12 protein-coding genes are annotated in these 14,085 nt (G+C 53.2%); 8 read left to right on the forward strand and 4 right to left on the reverse strand.

The genetic code is table 11. The annotated features are described in order from the left end of the window. Positions 1-13 precede the first annotated feature (13 nt). Together R9X49_RS20055 and R9X49_RS20060 are read right to left on the reverse strand one after the other, a co-directional pair. On the reverse strand, positions 14-487 hold the full coding sequence (locus tag R9X49_RS20055; protein WP_319850050.1) for an N-acetyltransferase: 474 nt from the start codon (positions 485-487) through the stop codon (positions 14-16). Next, entirely contained in the window at positions 484-1,047 is a 564-nt protein-coding gene (locus R9X49_RS20060) for a DNA-3-methyladenine glycosylase I (protein ID WP_319850051.1), read from the reverse strand. The genes R9X49_RS20055 and R9X49_RS20060 overlap by 4 nt, the downstream gene beginning before the upstream one ends. Before the next feature lie 327 nt (positions 1,048-1,374). Between R9X49_RS20060 and R9X49_RS20065 the strand changes: the two genes are divergently transcribed. From R9X49_RS20065 to R9X49_RS20100, 8 genes are all read left to right on the forward strand, one after another. After that, complete coding sequence (locus R9X49_RS20065) at positions 1,375-2,181, forward strand: sulfite exporter TauE/SafE family protein (RefSeq protein ID WP_319850052.1); 807 nt, start codon at positions 1,375-1,377, stop codon at positions 2,179-2,181. A gap of 126 nt (positions 2,182-2,307) precedes the next feature. After that, complete coding sequence (gene glyQ, locus R9X49_RS20070; RefSeq protein WP_010286428.1) at positions 2,308-3,222, forward strand: glycine--tRNA ligase subunit alpha; 915 nt, start codon at positions 2,308-2,310, stop codon at positions 3,220-3,222. Positions 3,223-3,231: 9 nt separating this feature from the next. Next, positions 3,232-5,301, forward strand: coding sequence for a glycine--tRNA ligase subunit beta (gene glyS / locus R9X49_RS20075; protein ID WP_319850054.1), 2,070 nt, complete (start codon positions 3,232-3,234; stop codon positions 5,299-5,301). 284 nt (positions 5,302-5,585) lie between these two features. Next, on the forward strand, positions 5,586-6,302 hold the full coding sequence (locus R9X49_RS20080) for a DUF3053 domain-containing protein (protein ID WP_319850055.1): 717 nt from the start codon (positions 5,586-5,588) through the stop codon (positions 6,300-6,302). Positions 6,303-6,831: 529 nt separating this feature from the next. Further along, positions 6,832-8,739 carry a PTS mannitol transporter subunit IICBA gene (locus R9X49_RS20085; protein WP_319850056.1) on the forward strand — a complete coding sequence of 636 codons (1,908 nt, stop codon included), beginning with the start codon at positions 6,832-6,834 and terminating at the stop codon, positions 8,737-8,739. 61 nt (positions 8,740-8,800) lie between these two features. Then, positions 8,801-9,949, forward strand: a complete 1,149-nt coding sequence (locus tag R9X49_RS20090; protein ID WP_319850057.1) for a mannitol-1-phosphate 5-dehydrogenase — start codon at positions 8,801-8,803, stop codon at positions 9,947-9,949. A 117-nt stretch (positions 9,950-10,066) separates the two neighbouring features. Then, entirely contained in the window at positions 10,067-10,633 is a 567-nt protein-coding gene (locus R9X49_RS20095) for an MltR family transcriptional regulator (protein WP_319850196.1), read from the forward strand. A 91-nt stretch (positions 10,634-10,724) separates the two neighbouring features. Continuing rightward, the gene (locus R9X49_RS20100; RefSeq protein ID WP_319850058.1) at positions 10,725-11,087 is read left to right on the forward strand and encodes a YibL family ribosome-associated protein; all 363 of its coding nucleotides are present in this window, start codon (positions 10,725-10,727) and stop codon (positions 11,085-11,087) included. 117 nt (positions 11,088-11,204) lie between these two features. Here R9X49_RS20100 and R9X49_RS20105 read toward each other — a convergent pair whose 3' ends face one another. Together R9X49_RS20105 and sodA are read right to left on the reverse strand one after the other, a co-directional pair. Next, entirely contained in the window at positions 11,205-13,097 is a 1,893-nt protein-coding gene (locus R9X49_RS20105) for a methyl-accepting chemotaxis protein (RefSeq protein ID WP_319850059.1), read from the reverse strand. Between the two features lie 333 nt (positions 13,098-13,430). Further along, the gene (gene sodA, locus R9X49_RS20110; protein ID WP_010284182.1) at positions 13,431-14,057 is read right to left on the reverse strand and encodes a superoxide dismutase [Mn]; all 627 of its coding nucleotides are present in this window, start codon (positions 14,055-14,057) and stop codon (positions 13,431-13,433) included. Positions 14,058-14,085: the final 28 nt, after the last annotated feature.

The raw sequence follows: 14,085 nt of genomic DNA on the forward strand, positions 1-14,085 counted from the left end.
CTGAGTCGATGACTCAACGGCGATCGACTGAACCGGGGGGAGTGGCATTGGCTGCTCCCTCGTTCGCCCACTGCATAATCAGCGCCGTGGCCTGCGTATCCTGATTGACGTTTTCCTCAACGACGACAAATCCCTGCTTATGGTAGAACCGGCAGGCGCGCGTATTCTGCTGATACACTTCCAGACTGAGTAAGGGAAACTGCGCCTGAACGTGCTGCATCAGCGCTGTACCAATCTGCTTTCCATAATAGGCCTGTTCCACAAACAGCGCGCCGATGAACCGTGCCTCCAGCACGCTGATAAAGCCGATAAGGCTTCCTTGCTCCTCATAAACCCAGGTTTGCGACTGGGGAATATAGATCTCACGTACCGCGCTGGCGCTTTCTCGCCAGTAATCTTCACGAATAAACGGATGCGCCAGAATGGTGCTCTTTAGCCAAAGCTGCATCAGCGGCGCGAGATCGCGGTCGCGGTAAGGGCGTATCATGACGCGCTTTCCTGATGACAAAAACAGTCGGTGACATGGTCGTTGACCAATCCACCCGCCTGCATGAAGGCGTAGCAGATAGTTGAGCCAATAAATTTGAAGCCACGTTTCTTCAGGGCTTTGGACATGGCATCCGAAATGTCCGTTTTGGCGGGGACTTCTGCCAGTGACGCGGGGTGATTGAGGCGCGGCTGGTGCTCGACGAAAGACCAAATGAAGTGCGAGAAGCTTTCCCCCTGGCTTTCCATTGCCACCCACGCTTTTGCATTGGTGATAATTGCCTCGATTTTTCCGCGATGGCGGATAATGCTGCTGTCCTGCACTAGCCGATCCACGTCATCCTGCGTCATCTGTGCCACTTGCTCAGGGTTGAACTGGTGGAAGCAACGGCGATAGTGTTCGCGTTTTTTCAGGACGGTGATCCAGGAAAGACCTGCCTGCTGGCCTTCCAGGCACAGTAACTCAAACAGCTTCTGGCTGTCGGTGCAGGGCTTTCCCCACTCGTTATCGTGGTAATCCTGATATAAGGTGTCTTGTGTAACCCAGCCGCAGCGTTGCATGCCTTTCTCCTGATTAGGGTGATACCGTTGATTGTAAGGCGGTCTGTCGCAATGTGGTGTGATGATGGCACTTAAAGTGCTGTATGGGCAACCAGTGTTTTGCGGGCGTGCTCGCAGATATGAAAGATCGCTGGCGGATGGGGCGGAAAGTCGTCGTGGAATCATGAATAATGTTTTGCCAGCAGCCCAGAGCTGTTTATTCGCTCAAGGCTGTTTATTAGCTCAGGGCTGTTTATTCGCTCAAGGCTGTTCATTAGCTCAGGGCTGGTTTATTAGTTCAAAGCGGTTTAATCGATCATAAGAAAAGCATAGACAGGGGTACAGGGAATGGCAGTGGAGTGGATTGCAGCCTATCTGGCATTAGGCGCGGTGGTAGGTTTTATGGCGGGGTTATTGGGCATTGGCGGCGGCGGTATTATGGTGCCAGTGCTGACGGCGCTGTTTGCCGCACAGGGTGTGGAGAATACGCATCTGGTGCATCTGGCGTTGGGAACGTCAATGGCGGCCATCGTCGTCACCGCGATTTCCAGCCTGCGTACCCATCATCAACATCAGGCGGTGCTGTGGCCTGTCGTGATGAGGATTACGCCTGCCATCCTGATCGGGACATTCGCGGCCACCTGGCTGGCGACGCTGTTGCCGACGCGGGCGTTGGCGATCTTTTTCTCCTGCTTTATGGCATACGTTTCGCTGCAAATGGTGCTGAATATCAAGCCAAAACCGCAGCGCCAGTTGCCTGGTACGGCAGGCGTTTCGCTGGCGGGGTTGGTGATTGGTAGCATATCAGCGCTGGTGGCGATTGGCGGTGGGTCGCTCACGGTGCCGTTTCTGACGTGGTGCAACGTTCGTATTCAGCAGGCGATCGGTACATCCGCAGCGGTTGGGCTACCGATTGCCGTTTCCGGCGCGCTGGGCTACCTGATCAACGGCTGGTCGACGACCGGGTTACCTGACTACAGCGTCGGCTATGTTTCTCTGCCCGCCGTGCTCCTGATTTCCGCCGTCAGCTTTTTCACCGCACCTGTCGGTGCCCGTCTGGCGCATCGTCTGCCTGTGGCAACGCTGAAAAAGGCCTTTGCCGCGCTGCTGTTGCTGCTGAGCCTGAAGATGCTACAGACCGTTTTTTCAGGCTGATCCTGAAATTTGAAAGATGATGACGGGGATTTGCACTTGTTACCGCATTCTGGCTGTATATCTTGCGGTCAGAGGGTATACTGGCGCATTCCTTATAAATCCACTTGTATCGCGCGCGAATCCAACATGCAAAAGTTTGATACCAAGACCTTCCAGGGCCTGATCCTGACATTACAGGATTATTGGGCTCGCCAGGGCTGCACCATTGTTCAACCATTGGACATGGAAGTCGGCGCAGGCACTTCACACCCTATGACCTGCCTGCGGGCACTGGGACCGGAGCCGATGGCTGCCGCCTATGTGCAGCCTTCTCGCCGTCCGACCGATGGGCGCTACGGCGAAAACCCAAACCGCTTACAGCACTATTACCAGTTTCAGGTCGTCATTAAGCCATCACCGGACAACATTCAGGAGCTGTACCTCGGTTCTCTGAAAGAGCTGGGCATGGATCCGACCATTCACGATATCCGCTTCGTGGAAGACAACTGGGAAAACCCGACGCTGGGTGCCTGGGGTCTGGGCTGGGAAGTCTGGCTGAACGGTATGGAAGTCACGCAGTTTACCTACTTCCAGCAGGTTGGCGGTTTGGAATGTAAACCAGTGACGGGTGAGATCACCTACGGCCTGGAACGTCTGGCGATGTACATTCAGGGCGTTGATAGCGTTTACGATCTGGTCTGGAGCGATGGCCCGTTAGGTAAAACCACCTACGGCGACGTGTTCCATCAAAACGAAGTCGAGCAGTCGACCTACAACTTTGAACACGCTGATGTTGATTTCCTGTTCAGCTGCTTCGAGCAATATGAGAAAGAAGCGCAGCACCTGCTGGCGCTGGAAAAACCGCTGCCTTTACCGGCTTACGAACGCATTCTGAAAGCAGCGCACAGCTTTAACCTGCTGGATGCGCGTAAAGCGATCTCGGTGACCGAGCGCCAGCGCTACATTCTGCGTATTCGTACCCTGACCAAAGCGGTTGCGGAAGCCTACTATGCCTCTCGTGAGGCGCTAGGTTTCCCGATGTGTAATAAGAAAGAGAGCTAAGAGGCAGCGATGACTGACAAGACTTTTCTGGTGGAAATTGGCACGGAAGAGCTGCCGCCGAAGGCTCTCCGTAATCTGGCAGAATCTTTTGCCGCGAATTTCACGGCGGAGCTGGATGCCGCCAATCTGGCACACGGTGAGGTGAGCTGGTTTGCCGCGCCGCGCCGTCTGGCGCTGAAAGTGGCACGCTTAAGCGCTTCTCAGCCCGATCGTGAAGTAGAAAAACGTGGGCCTGCGATTGCACAAGCGTTTGATGCTGAAGGTAAACCAACCAAAGCGGCAGAAGGCTGGGCGCGTGGTTGTGGCATCACCGTTGAGCAGGCTGAGCGTCTGACGACCGACAAAGGTGAGTGGCTGCTGTATCGCGCCCACGCGAAAGGCGAGCAGGCGCAGGCGCTGCTGGCTGGCATGGTAAGCACGGCATTGTCGAAGCTGCCAATTCCAAAGCTGATGCGCTGGAGCGACAAAGAAACGCAGTTTGTGCGTCCGGTGCACACCGTAACCATGCTGCTGGGTGAAGAACTGATCCCCGGTCAGGTATTGGGTATCAATTCTGCCCGTACCCTGCGCGGTCACCGTTTTATGGGTGAAGCGGAATTTACGATCGATAACGCCGAACAGTATCCGCAGATTCTGCTGGAGCGCGGTAAAGTCGTCGCCGATTACGATGCGCGTAAAGCGAAAATCAAAGCCGATGCCGAAGAAGCCGCACGCAAGATTGGCGGCAACGCCGATCTGAGCGACAGCCTGCTGGAAGAAGTCACTTCGCTGGTGGAATGGCCAGTGGTACTGACCGCGAAATTTGAAGAAAAATTCCTCGCGGTACCGTCCGAAGCGCTGGTTTACACCATGAAAGGTGACCAGAAGTATTTCCCGGTTTACGACAACAGCGGCAATCTGCTGCCGAACTTCATCTTTGTTGCCAATATCGAATCCAAAGATCCACAGCAGATTATTTCCGGTAACGAAAAAGTGGTGCGCCCGCGTCTGGCTGACGCCGAATTCTTCTTCAATACCGACCGTAAGAAGCGTCTGGAAGATCACCTGCCGCGTCTGGAAACCGTTTTGTTCCAGCAGCAGTTGGGTACGCTGCGCGACAAAACCGACCGCATTCAGGCACTGGCTGGCTGGGTGGCTGGTCAGATTGGCGCTGATGTGAATCACGCGACGCGTGCGGGTCTGCTGTCCAAGTGTGACCTGATGACCAACATGGTGTTTGAATTCACCGACACGCAGGGCGTGATGGGAATGCACTATGCGCGCCATGATGGCGAAGCCGAAGATGTTGCCGTTGCGCTGAATGAGCAATATCAGCCGCGCTTTGCGGGCGATGAACTGCCGTCTTCTGCGGTGGCCTGTGCGTTGGCAATTGCCGACAAGATGGATACGCTGGCAGGGATTTTTGGCATTGGCCAACACCCGAAAGGCGACAAAGATCCGTTTGCGCTGCGTCGTGCCGCCCTCGGTGTGCTGCGCATCATCGTCGAAAAACGTCTGCCGCTGGATTTGCAGACGTTGGCCGAAGAAGCAGTGCGTTTGTATGGCGCCAAGCTGACTAACGCCAACGTTGTGGATGACGTGATTGAGTTTATGCTCGGCCGTTTCCGCGCCTGGTATCAGGAAGAAGGCCACAGCGTGGATACCATTCAGGCGGTATTGGCGCGTCGTCCAACTCGTCCGGCAGATTTCGATGCCCGCGTGAAAGCCGTCAGCCACTTCCGTTCGCTGGATGCTGCAGCAGCGCTGGCCGCTGCTAACAAGCGCGTTTCCAACATTCTGGCGAAATCCACCGATACGCTGAACGAGAGTGTCAATGCTGCCGTATTGAAAGACGCAACGGAAATTACGCTGGCAACGCACCTTGTCGTGCTGCGCGACAAGCTGACGCCGCTGTTCGCTGAAGGCCGCTATCAGGAAGCGCTGGTTGAGCTGGCCTCACTGCGTGAACCTGTCGATGCATTCTTCGATCAGGTGATGGTCATGGCGGAAGATGAGCAGGTGCGTGTGAACCGCCTGACGCTGCTGAGCCAACTGCGTGAGCTGTTCTTGCAGGTAGCTGATATTTCCGTGCTGCAATAACGGCGATAGCGTTACCGTCGTCTCAACCCCCGAGTAGGTTCTCCTGTTCGGGGGTTATTTTTTCCGCGCTGTAAAACGTCCCGCCTCGCCCCTGTCGTCGCCCCGTGTATCTCGATGCTTAAACAATCGGTATTCGTTGTCAGAGCAGGCCTTTTTCTGCACAGCCAGCCTGATTCGACTATGCTTATGTCGTAGAAAATCTTGTCATGGAAAATCCATCGTCAGCGTGTTTCTGTTTGAAGAGGACGTGACTGGCGGGGCAGTAAGCATAACAGGAGTAGGGCATGAGAAGGCTGATGATGTACCGTTCACGCTTGCTGCTGCCAGTTCTGGTTATTCTGGCGGCATTGCAGTTGGCTGCCTGTGGTGACAGCGAGGCGGAGCAGCGGAAGGCATTCATTGCATTCCTGCAAAGCGCACAGTCGCAGCAGGATGGGACGCTGCCAGCATTGACGGAAGAACAGAAGAAGAGTTTTGGCAATTTTGCCAACGATTATGCGATTTTAACCACCTTTTCTCAGCAGTTTAATCAGGCTGTATCCGGCAGTTTGACGCCGATGCTGGGGCAAATTTCCCGTATTCGCGTCCCTAAAGACTATCTGACACAGCGTGATGACCTTCGGCAATCTATCGGGGCAATGAACCTGCTGAGCCAGCATGTGCAGGCGGCGAAAGTGCAGGCGGACAATGCCCACCGGACGCTAAAACAGCCTGAAGAGGTGCAGATACCCTATGAGCGGCTGTATGCACGCACGGTAATACAGCCAACTAACGCGCTGTTGCCCGCCATTCCGAATGCGATTGCTTTCGCACAGAGCCTGACTCAGATCGGCGATTTCCTTCAGGCTCAGGGCGATCAGGCCATGTTCAATGGCGCGTCTGTGCAATTCCGTACGCCGCAGCAGGTGGCGCAATATAACAGCATGGTGGCGGCGTTACCCATGCAACAGCAGAATTTAATGAATGCGCTCAGAGGGGTAAGTGGCGTGAATTCTCCCTAACCGCGTCGTTTTCTCATGTTGTCGCGATGCGCTATTACGGATAGGTATTCTGGATAAGAGGGTTAGGGGAGGCGAGAGGGTAAAAATAAATTGTGATTAACATCACATAAATAAAACAAATACAGGTCATTAAAATGTGATGTGAATCACATATAAAGGGCCGTATTTGTCTGGGAATCGGTTTAGTTTTTCATTTTTAACGGTTTTTTGTGAAGTAAATCACCTATTTGTATCGTTGATGTAGGGTGGTTGTGTGATTTTTGTCACGTTCCCGCCATGGAGTTGCGGTATGAAAACAGCGTGTTAGAGTCCGCGCTGCATACAGTAATACTGACGGAAGCAATCGGTGTTTTGATTACCGATATGCCTATAACAGCCGAGGTTTTGGTCACTGCTGATATCTCGGTAAAAATAAGGCTGTCGGTCGTTGTTGCTAACCATCGCTGCAACTAACACATATTGCCACGCCGTCTCACGATAATTACCACGCGCTCTTATTGTCAGCGCGTTTCAATAGGGGTGTGTTTTTATGCTTTCACCAGATATTAAGATCAAAGTGCAAAACTTTGGTCGCTTCCTCAGCAATATGGTAATGCCCAATATTGGCGCCTTTATCGCCTGGGGTATTATTACCGCTCTGTTTATTCCTACCGGCTGGATTCCCAATGAAACGTTGGCGAAGCTCGTCGGCCCGATGATCACGTATTTGCTGCCATTACTGATTGGTTATACCGGCGGACGTCTGGTATTCGGTGAGCGTGGTGGCGTGGTGGGTGCGATTACGACGATGGGTGTGATCGTCGGGACCGATATCCCGATGTTCCTCGGCGCCATGATCGTCGGCCCATTGGGTGGCTGGGCGATCAAACGTTTTGACCGCATGGTCGATGGTAAAATCAAGAGCGGCTTTGAAATGCTGGTCAACAACTTCTCTGCCGGTATCATCGGTATGTTGTTGGCAATCCTGTCGTTTTTGGCAATTGGTCCGCTGGTTGAAGTCTTCTCTCAGGTGTTGGCTTCCGGCGTTAACCTGATGGTACAGAACAACCTGCTGCCGTTTACGTCCATCTTTGTTGAACCAGCGAAAATTCTGTTCCTGAACAATGCGATTAACCACGGTATCTTCTCACCGCTGGGCATTCAGCAGGCAACGGAAACGGGCAAATCTATTTTCTTCCTGATCGAAGCGAACCCAGGCCCAGGTATGGGCGTGCTGATGGCTTATATGTTCTTCGGTCGTGGTAACGCGAAAGAGTCAGCTCCGGGTGCGGCGATTATTCACTTCCTGGGCGGGATTCACGAAATCTACTTCCCGTATGTGCTGATGAATCCGCGTCTGATTATTGCGGTGATTCTGGGTGGGATGACCGGCGTGTTTACACTGAGCGTGTTGGGCGGCGGTTTGGTCTCTCCTGCGTCTCCAGGCTCAATTCTGGCGGTGCTGGCGATGACGCCAAAAGGCGCTTACTTCGCTAACCTTGCGGCCATTGCAGCAGCCTTCGCGGTATCCTTTATCGTGTCGGCGATTCTGCTGAAAAGTACCAAGCAAAAAGAAGAAGACCTGAGCGACGCAACGCGCCGCGTACAGGAAATGAAAGCTTCTGCGAAAGGTACGGCGACGAGCGCTGGTGTCAGCGGTGATATGAGCACCGTGCGTAAAATCATCGTAGCCTGTGACGCTGGTATGGGCTCCAGTGCGATGGGGGCTGGCGTGCTGCGCAAGAAAGTGCAGGATGCCGGGCTGACCAACATTTCGGTGACCAATAGCGCGATCAACAGTCTGCCGGACGATGTCGATCTGGTGATTACGCACCGTGATCTGACCGAGCGCGCAATGCGTCATGCGCCACAGGCACAGCACATTTCGCTGACCAACTTCCTTGATAGCGGCCTGTATAGCGATCTGGCTGCTCGTCTGGTGGCTGCGCAGGGTGCCGCGAAGCCTGAAGCCGTAGCGACGCCTGCCCCTGCGACTGCCGATGCGCAGACGAACCTGTTCCAACTGGGTGCAGGCAATGTGTTCCTGAATCAGCATGCGACAGAGAAAGAACAGGCAATTCGTTTCGCCGGTGAGCAACTGGTGAAAGGCGGCTATGTCGAGCCGGAGTATGTTGAAGCAATGCTGGAACGCGAAAAGTTGACCTCTACTTATCTGGGCGAGTCGATCGCCGTGCCGCACGGTACGATTGAAGCGAAAGATCGCGTGCTGAAAACGGGCGTTGTCTTCTGCCAATACCCTGAAGGGGTACGCTTTGGCGATGAAGAAGATGAGGTTGCGCGTCTGGTTATCGGTATTGCTGCCCGTAACAACGAACATATCCAGGTTATCACCAGCCTGACCAATGCACTGGATGATGACGCCGTCATTGAGCGTTTGGCGCACACCCAGGATGTTCAGGAAGTACTCGACTTACTCTCCGGTAAAAAGAGTGCCTAATTGATGTGGCTAGTGCCGCCTTCGGGCGGCCTCTTTTTATGTTTTTTTAAGGTTATGTCTCATGAAAGCATTACATTTTGGCGCGGGTAATATTGGCCGTGGATTTATTGGGAAATTGTTGGCGGATGCCAACGTCGAACTGACATTTGCTGACGTCAATCAGCCGCTGTTGGATGCTTTGAACAGCCGTAAAAGCTATACGGTGCGGATTGTTGGCGATAACACACGCCTTGATACCGTGAGCAACGTTAGCGCCGTTCACAGCGGCAGCCAGGATGCCGTTGCGCTGATTGCCGTGGCCGATCTGGTGACAACCGCGGTGGGGCCGCAGATTCTGGAAAAAATCGCCGGAGCTATCGCTCAGGGGCTGGTTAAGCGCCATAACGACGGCAATACCCGGCCATTGAACATTATTGCCTGTGAAAATATGGTGCGCGGCACCAGCCAGTTAAAACAGCATGTGTTGAAACTGCTGCCGGAAGGCCATCAGGAATGGGTTGTCGAGCATGTGGGATTTGTCGATTCTGCCGTGGATCGCATCGTTCCCCCTTCTGAAGCCGGTAGCGATGATGTGCTGGCGGTGACGGTAGAAACCTTCAGCGAATGGATCGTCGATAAAACCCAGTTCTGCGGTGAGCCGCCAGCGATTCCCGGTATGGAACTGACCGACAACCTGATGGCATTTGTCGAGCGTAAGCTCTTTACGCTGAACACTGGCCATGCAATTACGGCTTACCTCGGCCAGCAGGCGCGGCATCAAACGATTCGCGATGCGATTCTTGACCCGCAAGTCAGAGCCGTAGTCAAAGGCGCAATGGAAGAGAGCGGTGCGGTGCTTATCAAGCGCTACGATTTTGATGCGGATAAGCATGCTGCCTATATCAATAAAATTCTCAGCCGCTTTGAAAACCCCCATCTGCATGATGATGTGGAGCGCGTTGGCCGCCAGCCGCTGCGTAAATTGAGCGCGGGCGACCGTCTGATCAAGCCGCTGCTGGGCACGCTGGAGTACCATTTGCCGCATGACAACCTGATTACCGGTATTGCCGCCGCGATGCATTATCGTAGCGAACAGGATCCGCAGGCGCTGGAACTGGCCGAGTTGCTCCGTGCACAGGGGCCGCAGGCGACGCTGGCACAGATTTCTGGTCTGGATGCTGACAGCGAGGTTGTCGCGCAAGCAGTGAATGTGTATAACGCCATGCAGTAATCGGCGCGTCTCGTCACCAGGCAGGTGTGGTCTTTTCGACACGGTGTAATCTATACGGGCGACGTCGGGGATGGGAGGTCGCCACACCTGCCGGTAAGCATGCTACCGAGATGGGGTATGCTGTGTGCGGGGTTAAAAGGTCGAGAAGTGACGATGGAAGAAACACAGGCGTTTGAAAACCGGGTTCTGGAAGCGCTGAACTCAGGGAAGACCGTGCGCGATTTTATGCTTTGTGCCGTTGAATTGCTGGCTGAAGCGGTCAGTATCCTGATGTTGCAGGTGTTCCGTAAAGACGACTATGCGGTGAAATATGCCGTTGAACCCTTGATGACGGGAACGGGCCCGCTGGGCGACCTGTCCGTGCGCCTGAAACTGATTTATGGTCTGGGGATGATCAGCCGTAAAGAGTACGAAGATGCAGAACTGTTAATGGCGCTGGGCGAAGAGCTGACGCATGACGATCGGCATTATCGTTTTACCGACGATGAAATTCTGGGGCCCATCGGCGAACTGCACTGCGTTACGGCGCTGCCCGCGGAACCGGCCTTGCCGCCGGGAGCCGACGCCGCCGATCCGCTGCTGGTGAACATGCAGCAGCAGCGTTATCAGCAGATGGTTCGTTCCACGCTGGTGTTATCTCTGACCACTCTGATTGCGCAAATTAGCCTGAAAAAAGCGTTTTAACCTTATTCCACGCTATCACGTCACTGCGTCAATCCGACGTTTCGTGTATGCTGTGCTCCGCATTATTCTCCCGTTATACAGGTTATCTTTTATGAAAGAGCAGGAAAAAGCAGAGATTAAACGCCTTAGCGACCAATTGGATAAGCTGACGCGTAAGCAGGCCACGCTGCTGGCACAAGGTGATGCTGAAGCTATCGCCCTCAATATGGACGCGCGTGAGAAGCTAACGGCCGAAATTGAGCGCCTGCGTAACGTGAGAGAACAGAAACTCAGTAAAGAAGCGCAGAAACTGGCGAACCTGCCTTTCAGCCGTGCGATTACGAAAAAAGAGCAGGCTGATATGGGGACGTTGAAGAAAAGCGTTCGCGGTTTGGTGGTGGTACACCCGATGACTGCACTGGGGCGCGAGATGGGCTTAACAGAGATGACGGGCTACGCGCCGAAACCGTTCTGAGGTTTGTTTCTCTGCGCCGACAGAAGCTGATGATGTACGCGTTGGCGTGATGGATTTGTTGATGAAGCCCCTGTTTAACAGGGGCTTTGTCGTTTCTGGTTCGTGGCTGTTGCGATATTAGCGCGGTGCGTGCAGACGATGCGTTTGGTTGGTAAACGCGATACCGGCCGGAGTGTCATCGTGTTGCGTGTTTGCCAGACGGAAGACGGAAACCGCCTGTTTCAGCAGTCTCGCCTGTTCTTCCAGCGAATCGGCGGCGGCAGAGGATTGTTCAACCAGCGCGGCGTTCTGCTGCGTGGTGCTGTCCATCTCAACAATCGCCTGGCTAACCTGACTAATTCCCCGGCTTTGCTCATCCGATGCAGTGGCAATTTCACCCATGATGTCGTGCACCTGCGTGATCGAGGTGACGATATCATTCATCGTTTTGCCTGCGTTGCCGACCAGCGTCGCACCGTGTGAGACCTGATTAACGGATTCAGAGATCAGGCCTTCGATTTCCTTCGCGGCCTGAGAACTGCGCTGTGCCAGATTGCGGACTTCGCTAGCGACCACGGCAAAGCCACGGCCTTGTTCACCAGCGCGAGCAGCTTCCACCGCAGCGTTCAATGCCAGGATGTTGGTCTGGAAGGCGATGCTATTGATGACGGACGTGATTTCCGCGATACGTTTAGAGCTGTTTTCAATCGCGCTCATGGTTTGCACCACGTTATTCACCTGCTCGCCACCCTGTTTGGCAGTTTGGGAAGCGCTGATAGCCAGTTTGTTGGCGTGGTGCGCGTTATCCGCATTTTGCTTAACTGTCGCGGTGAGCTGTTCCATGCTGGCGGCGGTTTGCTCAACGGCGGCGGCCTGTTGCTCGGTACGTGATGACAGGTCCGTATTGCCCGCGACGATCTCGCTGGAGGCGTTAGAAATCTGGCTGACGCCGACGCGAATGTCGTCGATCATATTGTGCAGGTTGTCGTTCATTTTCGACATTGCACTCATCAACTGACCCAGCTCATCCTTACGCGTTGTGTTGATGGACATGGTGAGGTCGCCTGTTGCGATTTTTTCAGCCATGCTCAATGTGTTGCCCAGCGGTGTGGTGATCTGACGTGAAATGAACCAGGAAATCAGCAGGCCAAGCAGCAGTGTAATCAGCGCCGCGATGCTCATTTGCAGTGTGGCATTGTGGATATCTGCCTGCGAAGCCGCCAGCTGATCGCTCAGCAGCGATTTCACTACGTCGTTTAACTGTCCGGCGACAACCTGCATTTGCCCCGCCTGCGCCATTTCCTCCTGATAGGCTGGCATATAGGCCAGAACCTGCTCTTCATAGCTATTCATGATTGTCATAACCGGTGCTAGCGTTTCACGCTGTTCGGCAGACAGGCTCTGATACAGAAAGGTCAGTGACGTTTGTGCCGCATTGATGGCATCCGTCAGCTTTTCTTCGGATTCTTTATTGGTCGAAAGTAATAAACCACGAACGTGGTAGCGGACGGCAATCAGTTTTTGGTTCAGGTCGGAAAGTAATAGTTGCAGGTTTGTGCTGTTGTTGTCTGTCTTTAATTGATCGTTGAGATCTTGTAGAGGTTTTTCCGTGGTTGAAATATTCCAGCTTTTTCTTACGGCATCCTTTTTGCTCACGGCATTTATATAATTATTTTGTTTTTCCTGATAGCTGGTAATTAATGTGGGGATGCTGGCTATTTTCTTGGCGTCGCTTTCAGGCCAGTGAAATTCTTTTGCTTTTTCAGCGAGTTTACTGACGCTGGCAATATGCTCAATGTTCCTTTTTATATCATCTGGGTTATAGGTGGTGCCGTATAATGCGCGGTAATATTTAGCCTGGTTAATTTCATCATTGATATTGTTGCTTAAGTTAACTTTATCAATGCTGTCTTTCAGCGAGCTAATATGCATAATGCCCGCACCAGCAATCACCATGGTCATCAGCAGAATCAGGAAAAAGCCTAACCCTAATTTTTTACCGACTTTTAGATTGTCAAAATTCATAGCCATCACATCCCACCACTATATCGTATTGAGTCGAATTCACTATCCTGATGCACGCTTGATTAGCGGTGTTAGCATCTCGGATTACCGCTTGCCAAGCCTATCCCTGCAAAACAACATGATAAAAACCCGCAGTAGATATCGGCACTTTACTCTGAAACTTTACGCGCCAGTAAGCGGCGGCCTGTCGGGGGCGAGGCTCAAAGATGAGCCGGATATTGCCAACGTACATGCGGCTTGAAGTATGGCAGGTACAATAAAAAACTGGAATAACAGACTGTTATTCCAGTTCATATTCAAACGCAGAAGAGGCCTGATGATATCAGGCACTCAGCGGTTTTATTTTTTCGCGCTAGCGAAACGAGCAGCGGCTTCGTCCCAGTTCAACACGTTCCAGAATGCTTTAGCATAAGCTGGACGAAGGTTCTGATATTTCAGGTAGTAAGCGTGTTCCCAGACGTCCAGACCGACGATTGGGTAGCCAGACGCGCCAGAAACAGCTTCACCCATCAGCGGGCTGTCTTGGTTTGCAGTAGACACTACGGCCAGTTTGCCGTCGTCTTTCAGTACCAGCCACGCCCAGCCAGAACCGAAGCGAGTGGCTGCTGCTTGCTCAAATTTCTCTTTAAACGCATCAACGCTGCCGAAATCACGTTCGATAGCGGCTTTCAGATCGCCAGTCAGCGTCGTACCTACTTTCAGGCCTTTCCAGAACAGGCTGTGGTTAACGTGGCCACCCGCATTGTTACGCAGTGCTGTTCTTTTCTCCGCAGGAACTTTATCCAGTTGGGCGATCAGCTCTTCAGCAGACAATTTAGCCAGCTCAGGCAGAGATTCCAGCGCGGCGTTAGCATTATTGACGTAAGCCTGATGGTGTTTGGAATGGTGAATTTCCATCGTTTCTTTGTCGAAATGCGGTTCCAGTGCGTCATAAGCATATGGCAGCGATGGCAGTGAATAACTCATGTTTAGCATCTCCATGGTAAAAAAAATG

Origin of the sequence: Pectobacterium carotovorum (genome assembly GCF_033898505.1) — a bacterium.
Taxonomy (GTDB): Bacteria; Pseudomonadota; Gammaproteobacteria; order Enterobacterales; family Enterobacteriaceae; genus Pectobacterium; species Pectobacterium carotovorum_J.

Bases quoted from the DNA above. Each gene is read 5' to 3' on its own strand.
- R9X49_RS20055 (WP_319850050.1), bottom strand. From the start codon at position 487: ATGATACGCCCTTACCGCGACCGCGATCTCGCGCCGCTGATGCAGCTT.
- R9X49_RS20060 (WP_319850051.1), bottom strand. From the start codon at position 1,047: ATGCAACGCTGCGGCTGGGTTACACAAGACACCTTATATCAGGATTAC.
- R9X49_RS20065 (WP_319850052.1), top strand. From the start codon at position 1,375: ATGGCAGTGGAGTGGATTGCAGCCTATCTGGCATTAGGCGCGGTGGTA.
- glyQ (WP_010286428.1), top strand. From the start codon at position 2,308: ATGCAAAAGTTTGATACCAAGACCTTCCAGGGCCTGATCCTGACATTA.
- glyS (WP_319850054.1), top strand. From the start codon at position 3,232: ATGACTGACAAGACTTTTCTGGTGGAAATTGGCACGGAAGAGCTGCCG.
- R9X49_RS20080 (WP_319850055.1), top strand. From the start codon at position 5,586: ATGAGAAGGCTGATGATGTACCGTTCACGCTTGCTGCTGCCAGTTCTG.
- R9X49_RS20085 (WP_319850056.1), top strand. From the start codon at position 6,832: ATGCTTTCACCAGATATTAAGATCAAAGTGCAAAACTTTGGTCGCTTC.
- R9X49_RS20090 (WP_319850057.1), top strand. From the start codon at position 8,801: ATGAAAGCATTACATTTTGGCGCGGGTAATATTGGCCGTGGATTTATT.
- R9X49_RS20095 (WP_319850196.1), top strand. From the start codon at position 10,067: ATGCTGTGTGCGGGGTTAAAAGGTCGAGAAGTGACGATGGAAGAAACA.
- R9X49_RS20100 (WP_319850058.1), top strand. From the start codon at position 10,725: ATGAAAGAGCAGGAAAAAGCAGAGATTAAACGCCTTAGCGACCAATTG.
- R9X49_RS20105 (WP_319850059.1), bottom strand. From the start codon at position 13,097: ATGGCTATGAATTTTGACAATCTAAAAGTCGGTAAAAAATTAGGGTTA.
- sodA (WP_010284182.1), bottom strand. From the start codon at position 14,057: ATGAGTTATTCACTGCCATCGCTGCCATATGCTTATGACGCACTGGAA.